Raw genomic sequence first — 18637 nt, forward strand, 5'->3', positions numbered from 1 at the left:
TCTCCGGAATCGGCTTTATCCCGGTCTAACCCAAAATGCATTTTGGTTCAGGTTAAGGATTGGCCAAAAAGGTCTCATAGGCTTTCTGGGTTTCCTCAGCTAGCTTTTCCGGTGTACTGGACCCTGCCATAACACCTTGAATTCCGGTATTGATGACTTCAACAATCGAGGCGTCGAACCAAAGATCGAAGATTTTGGTTGCGTCGGCTGCTGCGCTGGCCTCATAAGCCGCGAGCGCTACCGGATGCAGCTTGGCCGTATCAAAATCTCCGGGATCAAAAGCCGGGAAGCCCCCGACTTCCGCCATCAGCTTGGCGCTGCCGGAACCGGTCATGTAGTCAAGCATGGTCATAATGGCATCAAGCTTCTCACCCGCTTGTACGCCCGCATTGACACTGTAATAGACGCCGGCTCCTCCAGATGAACTCAGCGGATTGCCCAGTCCCCCGTCAACACCGGGGAATACAGCTACCCGCGTAGCGGCAGTTATTTCTGCCGGTGCATTATTTACAACGTTCATTGCTGACCAGATGCCGCTGACGAATGCTGCGGAGCGGCCTTCGAAGTAATAGTTGACCATAGTATCGGAATCAACAGAATTCAGATCCTTGTTCAGGTAACCGGCTTTGGCCAGATCACTCATCATACTGATCGCCTGAACGAAGCCCTTGTCTGTAAATTTTGCTCCGCCTCCTGTCAGTATGGATTCAGTCCATTCCGGACCGCTTATCCGGTCGGTCAAGGCGCTGATCCAGCTGGACATCGCATAGCCCTTGGACTTGTCCCCGTATGAGAACAGATTAATGCCTTTCTCCGCCAGCTTTTCGCCCGCGTCCATCAGCTCCTGCCAGGTCGCCGGGAACTGGTCGTACCCGATCTCAGCGAACATATCTGCGTTGTAATAGATCAGATGGGTTGGCCCGGCCGCAATTGGAATGCCATACACCTGGCCTTCGCGCGTTCCGGCATCGAGGGTGCCTGTCCGGTAACCGTCGCGCCACTCGGCACGCTTGTCCAGCTCGGCATTCAGGGGGAGTACGATTTCGTTATCTACGAAATTGGTCATCCATGAGCCGGGGACGATGAATACATCGGGCATATCATCTGCTGCAGCCAGCGCCTGAGCCTTGATGGAGTAATCCTCGTTCTGAAGCTGCTCTTCTACGACCTCGACATTCGGATAATCTGCACGGAACCGCTTGAGCCCATCAAGCACTGCAGTATCCTCCGGGCTTTTGCCGATATTGGAGTCCTGGTATCTGTGCATAAGCGTGATCGTGATGGTACTGCTGCTTCCGTTATCAGCCGCTGCTCCTTCATTGGCTTCGCTTCCGCAAGCGCTCAGTACAGTCGCTGCGGCTGTCATCATACCCAGCATGAATGCCCGTTTTTTCAAATCTCCCCACTCCTTTGTATGCATTCTCTAATTGTTTGGCATCCGAAATTGGATACAATCTGGTCCAAAAAAAAATCACTTATGAAAAATTTCTTTGAAATTCAGAACATTGGTCGTCGTTTCGGTAAAATTCAGCGAACGCTCAATCTGCCAAAGATGCTCTTCCATAATATGAGCCGCCTGCTCTCCGTCCTGACGCAGAATGGCCGCCATTAGCTCCTCATGATCATGGCAGAAGCTCTGGTTCGTTCCGTAGAGGGAAATAATAACCGAGGTAAGCGAGATCAGCTCCTCTAAAAAATGATAGTAATAATAGTTATCCGCCAGCTCAGCCAGCTTTAGATGTATATCTACTGTGACATCCAGCGCCCCGACAATATCACCTTCATGACTAGCCTCATGCTCCTCCCGGATAAGAATCTCCAGCGGGGCAAGCTGCTCCGGCTTCACAATCGCACACAGCTTCCGCACCATTGACGTTTCGATGACCCGCCGCATTTCAAAGACCTCTCTTGCCTCATCAACACTGGGACATGAGACAAAGGCCCCCCGGTATGGAATGACTGTAACCAGCTTCTCCATCGCCAGTCTTCTTAGAACATTCCTTATGGGCGTACGGCTGACCTGAAAGGCTTCAGCCAGCGCATCCTCAACGAGCTGTGTATTCGGCAGCAGCTTGTGTTGCGTGATTGCCAGTTTAATGTCCCTGTAGATCTCCATCTCCTTTCTTTTAGTCATATCCTCCATCACTCCGTCTCTCATTAGAGATACTAGCTAATCAAGAATGGATTCTTAATTGAATACAATGATAGTTTTAATGTATATTAACGTCAATATATCTAACTCATTTTCGGAAAAATGCACAATAAAACCTCTCTTTTAACTCGAAAATCAAAAAAAGGCGTGTATAAACGTATAATAACTAACATCGAAGCCAGATAACGCCGTTAAAAAAATGATAACATCACATAAATATGACATCAAATAAAATTAAGAGCCGTGCATTCCATCAAAAAGGACCTTGTCCGAATTTACTGTATAGCGGAATCTCTGATCTATAATCTGCAAGACGGAAACTTTTCCACAAGTAACCTTCTTGCGGGTTATTTGTGCTGGAATTACTGACCATTGATTTTGAAATTGATCAATGTCAAAATAGGATTAATCATATAAAATAAGTTACGAATTTGTAACTTTCAACGGACCTATAAGGTCCTTTTTTATTTACAAAAAACTGTTGCTCAGCATGTGTAGGGAGGATTGAAATGGAGAAAAAGAATCCCCCGCCTGACCAGAACGGAGAAAGTTTCAAGGAGAACCGCGGTTCTCCGCGGGAACTGGCCGAGCGTCTAATCGAGTTGTCGGGTGGACCGGATAATGTGGCGGAAGCCTCTCACTGCACGACTCGTATTCGGCTTAAGCTGAAAAACAGTACAATGGCCGACGAGGCGGCCTTACCGGCATGCAGGAGGTTCAGAGTGTATTTGTCCGAACCGGGTACCTGCAAATTATACTGGGACCGGCCATTGTCATCAAGATACACCGTCAGATTGCCCGTATTCTTGAGGAACATATGGTATCTCCCAAACGGGAAGAAGAACAGCCTGGCGGTTTGCTGGAACAAATAGAGCAGGAAGCCTTTAATGTACCGGCCTCTGCACCAGCCCCTTCCTTGCCGGACTGGAAAGAGCGTGTGCGGATAACCTGGAGCAACAAAGGCCTGATCCGCCGGATTACGGATGCAGTATTCCTCTTTTCCGATATTGTTGTACCGATGATTCCACTCTTTGTAGCGGTTGGCCTGCTGCTGGGCTTGCTCGGAATCGTACAAGCCTTCGGGTGGGTACCACAGGACAGCATCTACGTTCAAACCCTGTCACTGTTAACGGGTTCCGCTTTTCAGGGTATGAGCGTAATGTTCGGTTACCAGGCAGCCAAGAGGCTGGGAGGCATTCCGCCGCTTGGCGCTGCAGTCGGCCTTCTGATGACCAGGCCCGAACTGGGCTGGTCATTAGAATCTTCCGGTGCGCAAACAGGCCGGATGGATATTATTAGCGCCCCTCAGTTCGGATATCAGGGTACCGTGATTCCGATTATTCTTGCTGTATTATTGATGACTCTTGTAGAAAAAGGCCTTCGCCGGATTATCCCTTCATCTGCCGCCATTATAGCGATCCCCTTCCTAAGCTTCATCATTGGCGGCAGCCTTGGCGTCCTGGTCATTGGTCCTCTCGCCACGGAACTGGGCGGAGTTCTCAGCAGTTCGCTGGAGCATGTATTTAAGCATGGGAGTACCATATTCGGGCTCCTGCTTGGCGGAGTTTACAGCACTATTGTAATGTCCGGGCTGCATCAGGGCATACAAGCTATTGAAGTCGGACTGATCTCTAATCCCGGAATCGGGGTTAATTTTCTGCTGCCTATCTGGTCCATGGCGAATATTGCCCAGGGTGGTGCCGGACTTGCAGTTTATGTTCTGACAAAGGATGACGCTTTGAAAAAAATAGCGCTCCCCGCCTCATTTACCGCCTTCCTGGGCGTTACTGAACCGATTGCCTTCGGCGTAAACCTGAAGCTTGGCCGTCCTTTCTTGGGCGCTGCCGCAGGCGGAGCCGCAGGGGGCGCTTATGTAGCTTTTCATCAAGTGGTAGCTAATTCATTCGGGTTGACCGGTATTCCGATGATTGCATTTATCGTTCTGCCGGGATATATAAATCTAATTCATTATCTGATCGGGTTTCTGCTGGCGGCGGGAACAGCCTTTGCGGTTACTTGGATTCTTGGGGTGGAGAAATCATGAAAATCAAAAAAATCCTTAATAATAACGCGGTTGTGGTAGATGATTTGGGAGAAGAAAAGATTGTCATGGGTTCAGGTATTGCTTTTCAAAAAGGAAAAAACGATATTGTTGACAGGGCCCGTATTGAGAAGATTTTTATTATGGATGATCCGGATCAGTACAGCCACCTTCAGGAAATGCTGCGGACATTGCCTGAGGAAGAAATTGCGGTGTCTGAGCAAATTATTTCGTTTGCTGAGCGTGAGCTGGATGTAACGTTTAATAAGCATGTCCACATCGCGCTGACGGATCACCTGTCATTCGCCCTGGAGCGGATCGGGAAAGGAATCTCAATCCAGAACACACTGCTGGATGAAATACGGATTCTGTATCCGAGAGAGTTCCAAATCGGGCAGCATGCGAAAAGAATTATCTACGAAAAACTGCAGGTAGAAATCCCTCCAGACGAAGTCGGTTATATTGCTATGCACATCCACACTGCCTGGAAAAATGCCGGTGCTCACGGAACAAAAGAGGATAAAACTGCACTTATCCGTGATATTGCTGATGGAATAGGACAAGCTGCCGGCGCTCCGCTCGACCGGGGCTCCGCAAGCTATGAACGTCTGGTCACCCAGCTCGGGAATATCCTGCAAACGGATGAGACAGGCAAGCTTCGAAACGAACTGAACCCGGAAATTGTGTCCATCGCTAAAGAGCGTTACATGCAAGCTTTCTCTCAGGCAATCCGGATCAGCGATGAGGCAGCAGAGGACTACGGGTATAATTTTACCGACAGCCAGATCGTGTTTATCGCTATGGAAATTAACCGGATAAAGACTAGATTTAATGATTCTCTTACGCTCTAGTGTAACAAAAAAGGACTTTAGACCTATAGAATTCCTTCGTAAAAACGTTATAGAATAGCCGTGACAAAAAAATATGTCGGGATTGTTACTGTTAAGCAGGCAAGACCTAAAAATCCGTAAGGGATCGTTTACTATCACTGTAAACCCCTTTAGGAATTTTTAGGTCTTTTTTATGTTTACCAGGATCCTAAAAAAAACGAAGCGGAAAAGGAGACAGGATATGAATATCAAAACGTTTGTGAGACAGACAACAGCAGCAACTTTTGCAACAGTTTTACTGGTAGGCGGCGGCGCTTCCGCTTTTGCAAAACAAAGCTCGGACTACAAGGAAAGTTACGGCTTCTCCCACATTACACGCGCAGACATGCTGAAATTACCTGAGCAACAGACCAGCGAACAATTTAAAGTCCCGCAATTCGATGCTTCAACAATCAAGAACATTCCTGCAGCAGTAAAGTACGATGAATATGGCAACAAGATTAATATGGACGTATGGGACACCTGGCCGCTGCAAAATGCAGATGGAACCGTAGCAAATTATAAAGGATATAACATTGTGTTTGGTTTGGCGGGCGACCCGAAGAGAGGCTCCGACACTTTCATTTACTTGTTCTACAAAAAAGCTGGCGATAACTCTATCGAGAGCTGGAAGAATGCCGGCAGAGTATTTAAGGATACTGACAAATTAGGTCCAAACGATCCCATCCTGAACAACCAATCGGAAGAATGGTCGGGTTCGGCAACATTAACCTCTGACGGGGAAGTTCGATTGTTCTATACCAACCGTCACCCTTGGGCGCCTGAGCAGGGATTCTTCGGCAAACAAACTTTAACAACAGCTCAAATTAATGTATCTCAGCCGGAAGACGGCCTACTGAAAATTGACGGTGTGGAAGATCTCAAATCCATCTTTGACGGCGACGGTAAAAACTATCAGACGGTTGATCAGGCATTCGGTGCCGGGGACTATTCCGATAACCACACGCTGAGAGACCCCCACTATGTGGAGGATAACGGCCGCAAGTACCTTATATTTGAGGCAAACACCGGAACAGAAACAGGCTACCAGGGTGAAGATTCCTTCTTCAATAAAGCATTCTATGGCGGAAGCAATGTCTTCTTCGAAGCCGAGAAACAGAAATTGCTGCAGAGCCCTGACAAGAAGTTCATGTCCATCGCTAACGGTGCACTGGGTATCATCGAGATTAATGATGACTTTACTCTGAAGCAAGTAATGAAGCCGCTGATCGCGTCCAATCTGGTCACGGATGAAATTGAGCGGGCTAACGTATTTGAAAAAGACGGCAAGTGGTACTTGTTCACAAGCACAAGAGGTGCCAAGATGTTCATTGAAGGAATCGATAAAGAAGACATATACATGCTTGGTTATGTAGCTGATTCTTTAACCGGACCCTATAAGCCTTTGAACAAAACAGGCCTTGTACTGCATCAGGATCTTAACCCTTATGACGTCACCTGGACCTATGCTCACTTTGCCACTCCGCAGGTGGAAGGCGATAATGTCGTCATTACCAGCTACATGACAAACAGAGGCTATTTCGCAGATCACCAATCTACTTTTGCACCGAGCTTCCTGTTGAACATTAAAGGATCCAAAACTTCGGTGGTCAAAGACAGCATCCTTGAACAAGGACAAATTACGATCGAGTAGGTTAAACATTTTTGAATAATTATAAAAGAGAAAATGCCGACTAACCATTGGCATTTTCTCTTTTTTTAATAGACAGCGGGGTATTTATGAACACAACCAGAAGATTTCGTGCACGGCTAATCGTACTTATTCTATGTGTAGGCAGTTTGATTCTTATCCTATACAATTTCTTGCCCTACACCCACCACAAAGATCAGCAAACTTATCGAGCCAACTATCATTTTACGGTTCCGGACCATTGGAAAAACGACCCGCAGCGGCCAATCTACCAGGATGGAAAATATCATTATTACTATCTCTACAATCGTGATTATCCACATGGAGACGGAACGGAGTGGCGGCATGCGACATCAACGGATTTGGTACACTGGAAGGATGAAGGAGTAGCTATCCCAAAATATACGAACCCGAACGGAGACCCGTGGTCAGGCTCAGTGGTTATGGACGAGAACAACACAGCCGGGTTTGGAAAAAACGCTCTTATAGCGATTGTTACACAGCCTTCTGCGGATGGGGGAAAACAGGAACAATACTTATGGTACAGCACCGATAAGGGAACAACGTTCAAATCTTACAGCGATAAGCCAGTACTCCCAAATCCGGGTACAGCCGACTTCAGAGATCCAAAGGTCATTTGGAATTCTGAATCTCATAGATGGGTTATGAGCATGGCAGAAGGAACAAAAGTAGGCTTCTATGAGTCTTCCAACTTAAAGGATTGGAAATACACCGGCGCTTTTATCACGGAAAATATAGGGCTTGTGGAATGCCCTGACCTCTATCCTATGAGAGCAAATGACGGCACCTATAAATGGATACTTGGCGTTAGCGCAAATGGCAAAGCGGCCGGTAAACCCAATACCTATGCTTACTGGACAGGCGACTTCAACAGGAAGGAATTTATTGCAGATTACAGCGGGCCGCAGTGGCTTGATTATGGATTCGATTGGTATGGAGCAGTAACCTTTGAGGATGGGAACAGCAGCGATAAGTACAGTCACCGATATGCTCTGGCCTGGATGAACAATTGGGATTATGCCCATGAAACACCGACACTGCGGGAGGGTTTTAATGGTATGGACTCGATTGTACGCCGGATAACGCTTCAGCAGGGTAACAACGGTAACTATCGTTTGGTTTCACAGCCTGCTGAGGCCTTGGAGCAGTTAACGCAGGCCACAGACTATTTCAATCAAATCATAGTTAACGGCACACACACCCTTCCTGTAACCGGTGATTCGTACCAGCTGGATGCCGATCTGTCATGGTCTGAACTTAAGAATGCAGGAATAAGGGTCCGGGAATCGCAGGACACAACCCGTCATGCAGATGCGGGAGTTTTCATTACCGGCGGCTACACTTATGTAAATAGAGCTTATACAGGACAACCGGACAAGAGCGGACAATACCTGGAGAGCAGGGCTCCCTTTGATGTGAGCAAGAAGAAGGTTCATCTGAAGATATTCGTAGATAAGACAAGCATTGAGGTCTTTATTGATGACGGAGCCGTCGCTTATTCCAGTGTCGTATTTCCGGAACCGGATGATAAGGGAGTCACTCTGTTTTCCGAGGGGGGTACCGCGATTTTCAGGGATGTGAGGATACAGCACTTCATCTCTGAGTAATCGCAGCGTCGCTAGCCATTTTCTCCTGGATATCCAGTTTTGTCTGGTTGCATAATAAATTCCGTCAACAAAGTCACAACAGAACTGTTATCAAGAGTTAGTTAAAAAAAGCAAAAAAACCTTGAATTCTCAAGGCTTTTTTTGCTTTTAGCATATTATGCGGTAGAGAGGACTCGAACCTCCACGAGCATACGCCCACTACCCCCTCAAGATAGCGTGTCTGCCATTCCACCACTACCGCATATGGTGACCCGTAGGGGATTCGAACCCCTGTTACCTCCGTGAAAGGGAGGTGTCTTAACCCCTTGACCAACGGGCCGTGCTAATCAATTGTGTTTACCACAACAAAAATGAGTATATCAAACTCTGCTCACTTTGACAAGCACTTTTAAAAAAAATAAAAATACCGTCATATCCGGGAGGCGGTGGATGACCAGATACCGTCCTCCCGTCTAAACTCCGCAGTGCCGCTCCAAGTCTCTATCCGCCATACACAGCCAAGGCTTCTACTCCGTCAACCGCTTCATAACCAAGACTCCTGGCAACCGCTGCATTCGTGACTTGACCGGCAACTACATTAAGCCCGCGGGCCAGCGCCGGATTGTCAAGCGTTGCCTTGTGAATACCTGAGTCCGCAATCTGCAGTGCATAGGGGACTGTCACATTGGTGAGTGCAAGCGTGGAGGTTCTGGCCACCGCACCCGGCATATTGGCTACTGCATAGTGCACGACACCATGTTTTACATAAGTCGGGTTCTCGTGAGTTGTAATCCGGTCGATTGTCTCGATGGATCCTCCCTGGTCAATCGCAACGTCCACTATGACAGAGCCCTCGCCCATCTGCTGCACCATATATTCCTTCACCAGCTTGGGCGCACGGGCACCAGGGATGAGCACAGCCCCGATCAGTAAGTCAGCTTTGCGTACGGCCTGTTCCAGATGATAGGAGTCCGACATAACCGTAATCAGGCGCCCGCCAAAAATATCATCCAAATAACGGAGCCGCGCAGCATTGTTATCCATTACAGTTACCCGCGCACCGAGTCCCAGCGCCATCTTGGCCGCGTTGGTACCAACGATGCCACCACCAACGATAACGACCTCACCCGGCTGTACACCGGGCACACCGCTCAGCAGAACACCCTTGCCTCCCTGCGGCTTTTCAAGCAGCCTTGCTCCAATCTGGACCGCCATCCGTCCGGCAACCTCACTCATCGGAATCAGCAGCGGCAGCGAGCCGTCCGCAAGCTGGATCGTTTCGTAGCCCACAGCGGTAACTCCGCTGTCCACCAGCGCCTTGGTAAGCTCTGCCTCAGGCGCAAGATGGAGATAGGTAAACAGGATCAGCCCCTTGCGAAAATAACCGTATTCTTCAGGCAGCGGTTCTTTCACTTTGAGTACCATTTCCGCCTCATTCCATATTTGAGCAGCTGCCGGATACAGCACCGCGCCTTTATTCAGGTATTCGCTGTCGCTGAAGCCGCTGCCTATCCCGGCCGACTCTTCAATCAGCACTTTATGACCGGCTTTACAAAGGGCTTCTACACCGGCAGGGGTGAGGGCTACACGGTTTTCGTTGTTTTTGATCTCCTTGGGTACTCCGATAATCATGTCCGTTCCTCCTTTACTGACAAAAGAAAGGCCCGCAAAGGAGCCTTTCTCTCTAAAGTCATTATTCATTCATTCCCCATATTGTATGCGGAAGAACCGTTTATGGATTAACTTTTGCTTCAAAAGTCTGAACACCGTCAACGAATTTCAATACGACAGCCGCTTTAACCGGGTCATGAGTTTCGTTCAGGGTGATTTTACCTGTAGCCAGCTGCAGATCCTTAGTTGCTGCCAAAGCATCCTTGATCTTGGCCGGATCAGCTTCGCCTGCACGGGTAATGGCATCAGCAACCAGCTTTAGCGCGTCGTAACCAAGAGCTGCCATACCGTCAGGTACCGCACCGCCGTTAGCTTCTTTGTAAGCATCCACGAAAGTTGTTACTTCAGTAGCTGTATCTTCAGGCGAGTAGTGGTTGGACATATAAGTGTTTTCAAGGGCTGCTGCACCGGCAATCTCTGCCAGCTGTGGGGAATCCCAGCCGTCGCCGCCCAGGAACGGTACAGTGATGCCCATTTCACGGGCCTGCTTCACGATCTTACCAACCTCTTCGTAGTAACCCGGCAGGTAGATTACATCCGGATTAGCTTCTTTGATACGGGTTAGAACCGCCTTGAAGTCAGAGTCTTTCTGCTGGTAGGATTCCTGGCTCAGAATCTCTCCGCCGTTGGCCTTGAAAGTTTCTTCGAAGAATTTCTGCAGACCTTTGGAATAGTCACTCGAAGTATCTGTGTAGATTACTGCTGTTTTTGCACTAAGGTTGTTGCTTGCAAAGTTAGCCATAACCTGGCCTTGGAACGGATCGATAAAGGCTGCGCGGAATACCCATTCATTCACATCTCCGCTGCGCTCGTCAACAGTAACCTTAGGGTTAGTTGCACCAACAGCTACAAGCGGAATCTTTTTCTCGGTAGCAACCGGAACGATCCCCAGTGTGTTGGTAGAAGTGGATGCTCCGATAATAGTAACTACTTTATCGTTGGTAATCAGCTTCTGTGCCGCCTGTGTTGCTTCCTCGGACTTTGAAGCATTGTCGGCAACAACCAGTTCAAGCTGCTTGCCCAGGATACCGCCGGCGGCATTGATCTGGTCTACAGCCAGCTGAGCGCCTTTGGATGCGGAGTCGCCGAAAGAAGCCTGGCCGCCTGTGAGCTCAAGGTCGGCACCGATCTTGATTGTGTCCCCGGCAGCATTTCCGCCGCTCGCAGAGTTAGCGCTGTTCTCTGTGTTGTTGCTGCCGCAGCCTGATGCCAATACCGCAGTCAGTACTGTCGACAAAATAATGGCCCCAATTTTTTTCATAGTTTCTCCCAGCCTCCCGAATAATATAGTTTCTATGTGTTGGTTCTGTGATGCTTCAGTTACAGTAATCTAGTGGCCCAGATAGGCCATCTTGATTTCTTCCGAATCCGCCAGCTCTGAGGCGTCTCCCTCCAGAACCACTCTTCCGGTTTCCAGCACATAAGCACGGTGAGCAATTTTAAGCGCCTGATGGGCGTTCTGCTCAACCAGCAGCACCGTAGTGCCGGCGGCGTTGACTTCCTGAATGATTCTGAAAATATCCTGTACCAGCAGCGGAGCAAGTCCCATGGACGGCTCATCCAGCAGCAGCAGCTTGGGGTGGCCCATAATAGCGCGGCCCATGGCCAACATCTGCTGCTCCCCGCCGGACAACGTTCCGGCCTGCTGTTTTTTGCGCTCAAGCAGCCTAGGGAACATGCTGTAGACTCTCTCGAAATCGGCGGCAAGACTTTTGCCGTCCTGCAGGTAAGCTCCCAGCTCAAGATTTTCTTCTACAGACATATTGGCGAATACACGCCGTCCTTCCGGGCAATGAATCAGCCCTTGCTTAACAATCGCCTGTACACTCTGGTTAGTGATGGATTTGCCCAGAAACTCAATGCTGCCGGTCTTGGGTTTGAGCAGCCCGGACAGCGTCTTTAGCAGTGTGGATTTACCGGCGCCGTTGGCACCGATCAGTGTTACAATCTCCCCCTGATTAACCTGGATGCTGAGATCCTTCAATGCGTGGATGGCACCGTAGTAAACATTGATTCCCTGTACTGTAAGCATCGCCCTTACGCCTCCTGTCCCAAATACGCTTCGATTACCTTCGGATTGTTCCGGATTTCCACCGGCGTACCGTCGGCGATAAGAATTCCGCGGTCCAGGACATAGATCCGGTTGCAGACCCCCATAACCAGCGACATATCATGCTCAATCAGGAGAATGGTCAGATCGAATTCTTCACGGATCCAGGCTATCAGGTTCATCAGATCCCGCGTTTCATTCGGGTTCATGCCGGCCGCCGGTTCATCGAGCAGCAGCAGCTTCGGTCCGGCAGCAAGCGCACGGGCAATTTCCAGACGCCGCTGGTTCCCATAGCTGAGGTTGCCGGCAGTCTCCTGGGCCTGGTCAGCGAGATTGAATATTTTTAGAATATCCATCGCCTTCTGTGTAATTTCCTCTTCGCCCTTGAAATGCTTCGGCAGCCGGAGCATGGAGCTGAACAAGGAATGTCTGGCATGCTGGTGGAAGGCAATTTTGACATTTTCCAGTACGGTCATGGCCGTAAACAGCCGGATGTTCTGGAACGTGCGCGCCGCACCCTTATGGTTAATCTTGAAAGGCTTCATACCGCCTACCGACTCATTATTAAGCAGAATTTTACCGGTAGAGGGCGGATACACCCCGGTTAACAGATTGAACAATGTTGTCTTGCCGGCGCCGTTCGGTCCGATCAGACCGATCAGTTCCCCTTTGTTGATATGCAGGGAAACCTCGCTCAGCGCCTTGAGGCCTCCAAAGGAACGGCTGGCCCCTTTAACGTCAAGGAGTACTGCTGTCGATGCTGCCATTTGCCTTGGCCTCCTTTTTACCGAGCTTGCCGAAATTGATTCTGGTTTTGCCAAGCAGGCCGCTTGGACGGAAAATCATCATCAGAATCAGCACGATGGAATAAATAATCATCCGCCATTCCGGGAATTCACGCAGATAAGTGTAGAGCAGGGTAACGAATACCGCCCCCACAATGGAGCCCGCCGTACTGCCCAGACCGCCAAGAACGACCATTACCAGAATCTCGAAGGATTTCAGGAAGTTGAAGCTGCCCGGCGTAATAACATAGAACGTATGCGCCGACAGCCCGCCTGCCATGCCTGCAAACAATGCACCGATGGTAAAGGCGATAACCTTGTACAGGGTAGTGTTAATCCCCATCGCCTCTGCGGCAATTTCATTCTCGCGGATGGCCAGACAGGCACGGCCGTGGGTGGAGCGGATAAAGTTATTGATCAGCACAACAGTAAATAAGGTAAAGAAGAAAATAATAGTCCAGGTAGATTTCGCCGGAATCCCGCTGAGGCCGGAAGCACCGCCTACATACTCTGTGTTCAGCAGGATAATCCGGATAATTTCCCCAAAGCCCAGTGTGGCAATAGCCAGATAGTCACCGTTAAGGCGGAGTGTGGGCATCCCAATCAGCACACCGAAGATGGCTGCCACGATACCGCCAATAATAATTGCCAGAATAAACGGCACATCATAATCCAGCGTCAGGATTGCCGACGTGTACGCACCTACGGACATAAATCCGGCATGCCCGATCGAGAATTGTCCGGTAATTCCGTTAATCAGGTTAAGCGATACCGCCAGCATGACATTGACGCCTACCAGAAGCAGCATGGATCGGGTTACATCATTAAATATTCCCGTTGTTAGAAGAACTTGAACGATACCATAGAACGCCAGAGCAATGATTATGCCCAGCCAGAATTTTGAATTCAGCTTCTTCATGCCGTTCCCCACCTACACTTTCTCCCGGACATTCTTGCCAAACAGCCCGGATGGTTTAAAGATCAGGATCAGAATCAGCACGGCAAAAGCAACACCGTCACGCCAGGATGAATAGCCAAGCGATGAAATTTCCGTCTCCACTGTTCCCAGCAGCAATCCGCCGACAAGCGCGCCCGGAATGCTTCCGATTCCTCCAAGTACTGCTGCTACAAAGGCTTTGAGTCCCGGCATAACACCCATAAGCGGATCTACGGAATTGTAGGTCATACCGAAGATTACGCCGGCCGCTGCAGCAAGCGCAGACCCGATAGCAAAGGTAGCCGAGATCGTGCGGTCTACGTTGATCCCCATCAGCCGTGCCGCTTCCATATCAAATGATACAGCCCGCATTGCCTTACCGGTCTTCGTGTAGCGTACAATATATTGCAGAATAATCATCAGGACGATTGTAGTAATCAGAATCATAACCTGGTTAGAATCGACCTGGATCGAGGTTCCGAATAACTGGTACTGCTTCTTCTCCATAATATCCGGGAACCCCTTGGCCTGCGGTCCAAGGATAAGCACTGCGACATATTCCAGCAGGAAGGATACCCCGATAGCAGTGATCAGTGCGGCAATTCGCGTGGACTTGCGCAGCGGCTTATAAGCAAGCCGTTCAATGGTAATACCAAGCAGTGAGCTCATTGTCATCGAAATGATCAGTGACAGCAGCAATACCAGCACCGGAGGAAGCCCGGCATTGGCCAGAAACTTGGCACTGTACAGACCGATGAACGAACCGACCATAAACACATCACCGTGCGCAAAGTTGATCAGCTTAATAATCCCGTAAACCATCGTGTAACCAAGGGCGATCAGAGCGTAAATGCTGCCTACGGAAATCCCGTTAATTAATTGCTGAATGAAGTACTCCATCGCCATCCCCTTTTCCCCATAGTAATTAAAATTCCCCTTTCTCTGTCTCCCAATCTGTTTTTCTTTCTAAGATGTCACTTATATTAACACATGGTTTTGGGTTCGTCACTAAAAAATGCAAGGTTTTAATATAATTTTCGAAAATTTGTGTTACATTACATAACAGGTAATGTTAACTAAAGGTTACGTTTATTGGTTTTTTCGAGTATTTCGGAGTAAAACGGAGAAAAAAAGAGGATTTAGGAGGATGCTGCTTTAAAAAATCTTTTCCTTTTCTAATACAATACTTTATTTTCCCGCAAATAATATAACATTTGTCTCTTTACAGCAGCAGTTCTTCAACCGATTAAAGAGATAACGGGCTGCATCGTTAGAATACCGTAGCTTCGTGTAGTATAATGTAGTTTTTAGTAAGAAAAGCTTACATAAGACACGAAACTTTAACAAATTCCTAACGACCCCGGTTCGTTATCCGGATTGGGGGGATTTTCCGGTAAGTTACAGAGAATTGCGGGAAGGGATGCAGGAAAATCCTCCGCCTATTCAATAGGGGAATAACGCTAATGTAAACATCCCGAATGTTACCTGCTCCCGCCTCTGGTTCCATAAACTTGCGAAAGCACAAAAAAAGCCCCCGGAAAACCGGGAGCTTCATTTCTATAACTCGGACGGAGAGATAGGGATACTCTTGCTCCGCAAGAGATTGCGAAGTATTGCTAACGATGCTTATGCTTCAACGAACCACCGAGGGTTCTCATCCCTAACAGGGAAGTATTTCAACGGAGAGAGAGGGATTCGAACCCTCGCACCGCTTACGCAGTCTAACCCCTTAGCAGAGGGTCCCCTTATAGCCACTTGGGTATCTCTCCAAGAATGGCTCCCCGAACAGGACTCGAACCTGTGACAACTCGATTAACAGTCGAGTGCTCTACCAACTGAGCTATCAGGGAACATTACATGAACAAGAAATAATTTATCATGATTTCATGTTCCCGTCAAGCGAAGGCAGCGAATTTTTATAACGGTTACATTTGGAAGCCGGATGTCCGCTATATAAGCGGCTGGCAATACTCTCCGTCCGACGGAATACTTACACGCTCCAGCAGCCCTTCAATAGACAGACGGTCTCTCAGCATCTCCCGGGTTACGAGGCAGTGATTGATTGCTTCCATATGCACTGCAATAACGGCTGCATCCGGCGCATAGCGGCATACATCCACAACATCCTGCTCATTCATCGTAATAGGCCCGCCGGTCACAAAACGCGCACCTCCGGCATTTACGACAACCACTTCAGGATGATACGTATCTAAAGCCTCTTTAACCTCTGCACACCAGATTGTATCCCCGGCCAGGTACAGTACAGGTTCATCCTCAGCCTGAAAAATAAACCCCGACACCTTGCCCATCAGCTCCCCTATCTCTCCTGTACCGTGCTGTCCGCCTATGCGTGTTAAAGTGACGCCTTGGAAAGCCAGCGGCGCTGTGTCAGGTACAGCAGTAACATTAATGAAGCCTTGTCCGCTGATCCTTTCCTGATCCCCTTCCTGACATAAGACAGGCAGATCATGCGCCAAAAGCGAAACCGCGGCCGCATCCCAGTGATCCTGATGAAGGTGGGTTACCAGCACAACATCCGGATTCAGCCATTGCTCTGCCGGAGCAGGCAGCGGCACCAGCGGATTTCTGCGTTCATTGGCCGTGTTGATTATCGGCGGGTTGGCTTCTTTTACGCTAAGCATAGGGTCAATCAGGAAGGTAAGACCGCCATACTGCAGCCACAGGGCGGCGTTGCGGATCAGTTGAATTTTCATACGGGAACACCTCTTTCTTCAGACTGTCTTCTGCTACAATCATTATAGAAGGTATCTGCTGTACAATACATTGCGGCGCGAAACAGATCAGCCGTTTCTATTTTCATCCTGAAAGGATTAACCCATTATGACTTCCCACCTGATCGACGATACAGATTACCGCATTCTGCAATACCTTATTGAGGACTCCACACTTAGCCATAAAGACATCGGGGCACTGGTGCATATGACCGGACAGGCCGTAGGTGCGCGTATCCGCAGAATGCGGGAGCTTGAAATTATCGAAGGCTATACCGTGCGCTGGAATCCGGCTAAAATCGGACAGGACATTCTTGCTTTTGTCACTGTGTTTTTGAGCTCCAACGCCGCACATCCCCCTTTTCAGCAGTTTGCCAAAAATCATGACAGCGTGATTGAGCTGCACCGCGTCAGCGGCGAAGGCTGCTACTGGATGCGCGTGCGTTCAAGGGACCAGGATGAACTGAATGCTTTCTTGGACGAGCTGCTGGAGTTTGGCAATTACCGGGTGAATTTGGGGATGGGGCAGCTTAAGTAGGGGCGTGTGGTTAAAGGATATTCCCTTCTACAGGATCCTCCGGGACGGGGCCCCTTCATATCTAAGTGGATTTTCGCCACCTAATTACGGCAAATCCCCCGAATTCCGCTCATTAGTTGTAAAATCGGCACTTAGTTCTGGCCAAAACCACCCCCTGCCGTGAATACGGTAAAATTAAGCTGCAAATTTCCAACTAAACGCCTCCCCACCATAGTTTCCGCAGAAACAGGTGACGTTTTTCCACTTAACTCAATGGAATGGGTGCAAGCGGGTAGGATTTATGTTGCATAAAAAGGCCGCCGTCAAAGGAACGGGGATTCCTGAGGCGGCGGCTTTATTTGGGGTGCTGCATTAAGGCAGGTTGAACAAGATTACTCGTTCAGCAGCTGGCCGGCCCGCAGCAGCCGGGCTAGTATGACCGCCGCTTCGGCACGGCTGGTGGCGGCCTGCGGCGCGAAGCTGCCGGAAGGCCGTCCCTGCATAATTCCGCCGGCGGTCAGGGTGTTCACCGCTTCCTGTGCCCAGGAAGCGATGCCGGCAGCGTCGGTGAAGCTGCCGGGTGCGGTTGGTGCTGCGGCGGATGCGGCAGCATTAGCGTCAAGTGCCTGGCTCGCTGCGGCCGGAGCGGCACTGGTTGGAGCAGCGCCGGATCCGGCTACAGGTGCACTGGCAACAACAGCAGCATTTGGAGCGGCAGCGATGCCTCCAGACGCAACGGCGGTGGTTGGCGTTCCGCCAGCGCCTACGGCATGTGCGCCTGCAGGCGGTGCTGAAGCTGACTGCACAAGCTTCAGCGCTCTGGCGGCCATCACCGCCAGCTGCTCCCTGGTGACCGGAGCCTCCGGACGGAAGGTTCCGTCCGCGTAGCCCTGCACCAGGTCAAGATCAGCAGCCGTACTGGCATCGGCTGCATACCAGGCGCCGGCCGGCACGTCGCTGAAAGCGGCGGCTTCAGCCGCAGCATCCGGCAGCAGGCCGAGCGAGCGCACCAGCATGGCCGCGAATTCGGCCCGGCTGACGGTCTGCTGCGGCGCAAAGCTGCCGGCGCCGCGTCCGTTCAGAATGAGCTTGCCGGCCAGCAGCTCAATCTCGGCCCTTGCCCAGTGGCCGGAGAGGTCGCTGAAGCTGACCGGGTGCAGCGCAACGGCGATAACGCCTCCGGCCACACTGCTCTTGACGGTAACCTTCGTTACCCCGCCGGCCGTCTCGAACAGGGCCGGCACATACCGGAAGGTACCGGTCTGTGCTTCGTACAGCAGCGCTACTGCGCGGTCTGCACTGACCGCTTCTTCCACAGTCAGCGTCCGCTCTGCGTAAGCAGCGCCGAAGCCGCTGACCGGCACGGCGGCTGCGCCGCTGCCGCCGAGTACGCTCAGGGTGAAGCCTGCCGGCACACCCTTCACCGCAAGGTCCTGCTTGCCTGCACCGGCAAGCAGCTTCTCAAGCTCTGCGCCGCTAAGCGGAGCCAGCGCAAATTCCAGCGTGCCGTCCGCAAGGCCGGCCGCTTCAAGCACGCTTTCCGCGCGGTGCAGCGGAAAGCGGTAGGACGCGCCGCCGCGCGTGACCACGAGCACGGCGCCGGGCACTGCCGCAGCCGCGCTCCG

The 18637-nt window shown here is 50.2% G+C and carries 15 protein-coding genes and 4 tRNA genes; 5 read left to right on the plus strand and 14 right to left on the minus strand.

Annotated elements, in window-relative coordinates; genetic code table 11:
* Positions 1–52: 52 nt before the first annotated feature.
* Positions 53–1396 carry an extracellular solute-binding protein gene (locus AWJ19_RS06485; RefSeq protein WP_068722235.1) on the minus strand — a complete coding sequence of 448 codons (1344 nt, stop codon included), beginning with the start codon at positions 1394–1396 and terminating at the stop codon, positions 53–55.
* A 75-nt stretch (positions 1397–1471) separates the two neighbouring features.
* Positions 1472–2134: a GntR family transcriptional regulator gene (locus AWJ19_RS06490; RefSeq protein ID WP_068722274.1), complete on the minus strand. Its 663-nt coding sequence runs from the start codon at positions 2132–2134 to the stop codon at positions 1472–1474.
* Positions 2135–2858: 724 nt separating this feature from the next.
* Between AWJ19_RS06490 and AWJ19_RS06495 the strand changes: the two genes are divergently transcribed.
* From AWJ19_RS06495 to AWJ19_RS06510, 4 genes are all read left to right on the plus strand, one after another.
* Entirely contained in the window at positions 2859–4196 is a 1338-nt protein-coding gene (locus AWJ19_RS06495; protein WP_068722237.1) for a PTS transporter subunit EIIC, read from the plus strand.
* Positions 4193–5044 (plus strand): PRD domain-containing protein, encoded by an 852-nt coding sequence (locus AWJ19_RS06500; RefSeq protein WP_068722238.1) that lies wholly within the window; start codon positions 4193–4195, stop codon positions 5042–5044. Before AWJ19_RS06495 ends, AWJ19_RS06500 begins: the two co-directional genes overlap by 4 nt.
* 220 nt (positions 5045–5264) lie before the next feature.
* Positions 5265–6716, plus strand: a complete 1452-nt coding sequence (locus tag AWJ19_RS06505) for a glycoside hydrolase family 68 protein (protein WP_068722240.1) — start codon at positions 5265–5267, stop codon at positions 6714–6716.
* Positions 6717–6802: 86 nt separating this feature from the next.
* Positions 6803–8341 carry a glycoside hydrolase family 32 protein gene (locus AWJ19_RS06510; RefSeq protein ID WP_068722241.1) on the plus strand — a complete coding sequence of 513 codons (1539 nt, stop codon included), beginning with the start codon at positions 6803–6805 and terminating at the stop codon, positions 8339–8341.
* Between the two features lie 158 nt (positions 8342–8499).
* On the opposite strand, the gene AWJ19_RS06515 is transcribed toward AWJ19_RS06510, so the two are convergent.
* The 11 genes from AWJ19_RS06515 to AWJ19_RS06565 form a co-directional block, all read right to left on the minus strand.
* A tRNA-Leu gene (locus AWJ19_RS06515) sits at positions 8500–8582 on the minus strand.
* Between the two features lie 3 nt (positions 8583–8585).
* Positions 8586–8660 (minus strand) — tRNA-Glu (locus AWJ19_RS06520).
* 161 nt (positions 8661–8821) lie between these two features.
* Positions 8822–9952 (minus strand): alanine dehydrogenase, encoded by a 1131-nt coding sequence (gene ald, locus AWJ19_RS06525; RefSeq protein WP_068722242.1) that lies wholly within the window; start codon positions 9950–9952, stop codon positions 8822–8824.
* A 100-nt stretch (positions 9953–10052) separates the two neighbouring features.
* Positions 10053–11252, minus strand: a complete 1200-nt coding sequence (locus AWJ19_RS06530; RefSeq protein ID WP_068722244.1) for an ABC transporter substrate-binding protein — start codon at positions 11250–11252, stop codon at positions 10053–10055.
* Positions 11253–11321: 69 nt separating this feature from the next.
* Complete coding sequence (locus AWJ19_RS06535; RefSeq protein ID WP_068722249.1) at positions 11322–12023, minus strand: ABC transporter ATP-binding protein; 702 nt, start codon at positions 12021–12023, stop codon at positions 11322–11324.
* Positions 12024–12028: 5 nt separating this feature from the next.
* Positions 12029–12808, minus strand: coding sequence for an ABC transporter ATP-binding protein (locus AWJ19_RS06540; RefSeq protein WP_068722251.1), 780 nt, complete (start codon positions 12806–12808; stop codon positions 12029–12031).
* A complete protein-coding gene (locus AWJ19_RS06545) occupies positions 12780–13745 on the minus strand; it encodes a branched-chain amino acid ABC transporter permease (RefSeq protein WP_068722276.1) in 966 nt (321 codons plus the stop codon). The genes AWJ19_RS06540 and AWJ19_RS06545 overlap by 29 nt, the downstream gene beginning before the upstream one ends.
* A gap of 12 nt (positions 13746–13757) precedes the next feature.
* Positions 13758–14663 (minus strand): branched-chain amino acid ABC transporter permease, encoded by a 906-nt coding sequence (locus tag AWJ19_RS06550; protein ID WP_068722278.1) that lies wholly within the window; start codon positions 14661–14663, stop codon positions 13758–13760.
* Positions 14664–15443: 780 nt separating this feature from the next.
* Positions 15444–15532: transfer RNA gene (locus AWJ19_RS06555), tRNA-Ser, on the minus strand.
* Between the two features lie 5 nt (positions 15533–15537).
* Positions 15538–15613: transfer RNA gene (locus tag AWJ19_RS06560), tRNA-Asn, on the minus strand.
* Between the two features lie 99 nt (positions 15614–15712).
* A complete protein-coding gene (locus AWJ19_RS06565; protein WP_068722252.1) occupies positions 15713–16477 on the minus strand; it encodes an MBL fold metallo-hydrolase in 765 nt (254 codons plus the stop codon).
* A 127-nt stretch (positions 16478–16604) separates the two neighbouring features.
* Between AWJ19_RS06565 and AWJ19_RS06570 the strand changes: the two genes are divergently transcribed.
* Positions 16605–17033, plus strand: coding sequence for an Lrp/AsnC family transcriptional regulator (locus tag AWJ19_RS06570; protein WP_068722254.1), 429 nt, complete (start codon positions 16605–16607; stop codon positions 17031–17033).
* A 371-nt stretch (positions 17034–17404) separates the two neighbouring features.
* Here AWJ19_RS06570 and AWJ19_RS06575 read toward each other — a convergent pair.
* Positions 17405–18637 (minus strand): S-layer homology domain-containing protein (locus AWJ19_RS06575; protein ID WP_198536478.1); only part of this gene is annotated, 1233 nt, incomplete at its 5' end.

It is taken from the genome of Paenibacillus sp. DMB5 (assembly GCF_001517085.1).
Lineage (GTDB): Bacteria > Bacillota > Bacilli > Paenibacillales > Paenibacillaceae > Paenibacillus_AQ.

Coding starts and splice junctions, on each gene's coding strand:
- AWJ19_RS06490 (WP_068722274.1), bottom strand. CDS start 2,134: ATGACTAAAAGAAAGGAGATGGAGATCTACAGGGACATTAAACTGGCA.
- AWJ19_RS06495 (WP_068722237.1), top strand. CDS start 2,859: ATGCAGGAGGTTCAGAGTGTATTTGTCCGAACCGGGTACCTGCAAATT.
- AWJ19_RS06500 (WP_068722238.1), top strand. CDS start 4,193: ATGAAAATCAAAAAAATCCTTAATAATAACGCGGTTGTGGTAGATGAT.
- AWJ19_RS06505 (WP_068722240.1), top strand. CDS start 5,265: ATGAATATCAAAACGTTTGTGAGACAGACAACAGCAGCAACTTTTGCA.
- AWJ19_RS06510 (WP_068722241.1), top strand. CDS start 6,803: ATGAACACAACCAGAAGATTTCGTGCACGGCTAATCGTACTTATTCTA.
- ald (WP_068722242.1), bottom strand. CDS start 9,952: ATGATTATCGGAGTACCCAAGGAGATCAAAAACAACGAAAACCGTGTA.
- AWJ19_RS06530 (WP_068722244.1), bottom strand. CDS start 11,252: ATGAAAAAAATTGGGGCCATTATTTTGTCGACAGTACTGACTGCGGTA.
- AWJ19_RS06535 (WP_068722249.1), bottom strand. CDS start 12,023: ATGCTTACAGTACAGGGAATCAATGTTTACTACGGTGCCATCCACGCA.
- AWJ19_RS06540 (WP_068722251.1), bottom strand. CDS start 12,808: ATGGCAGCATCGACAGCAGTACTCCTTGACGTTAAAGGGGCCAGCCGT.
- AWJ19_RS06545 (WP_068722276.1), bottom strand. CDS start 13,745: ATGAAGAAGCTGAATTCAAAATTCTGGCTGGGCATAATCATTGCTCTG.
- AWJ19_RS06550 (WP_068722278.1), bottom strand. CDS start 14,663: ATGGAGTACTTCATTCAGCAATTAATTAACGGGATTTCCGTAGGCAGC.
- AWJ19_RS06565 (WP_068722252.1), bottom strand. CDS start 16,477: ATGAAAATTCAACTGATCCGCAACGCCGCCCTGTGGCTGCAGTATGGC.
- AWJ19_RS06570 (WP_068722254.1), top strand. CDS start 16,605: ATGACTTCCCACCTGATCGACGATACAGATTACCGCATTCTGCAATAC.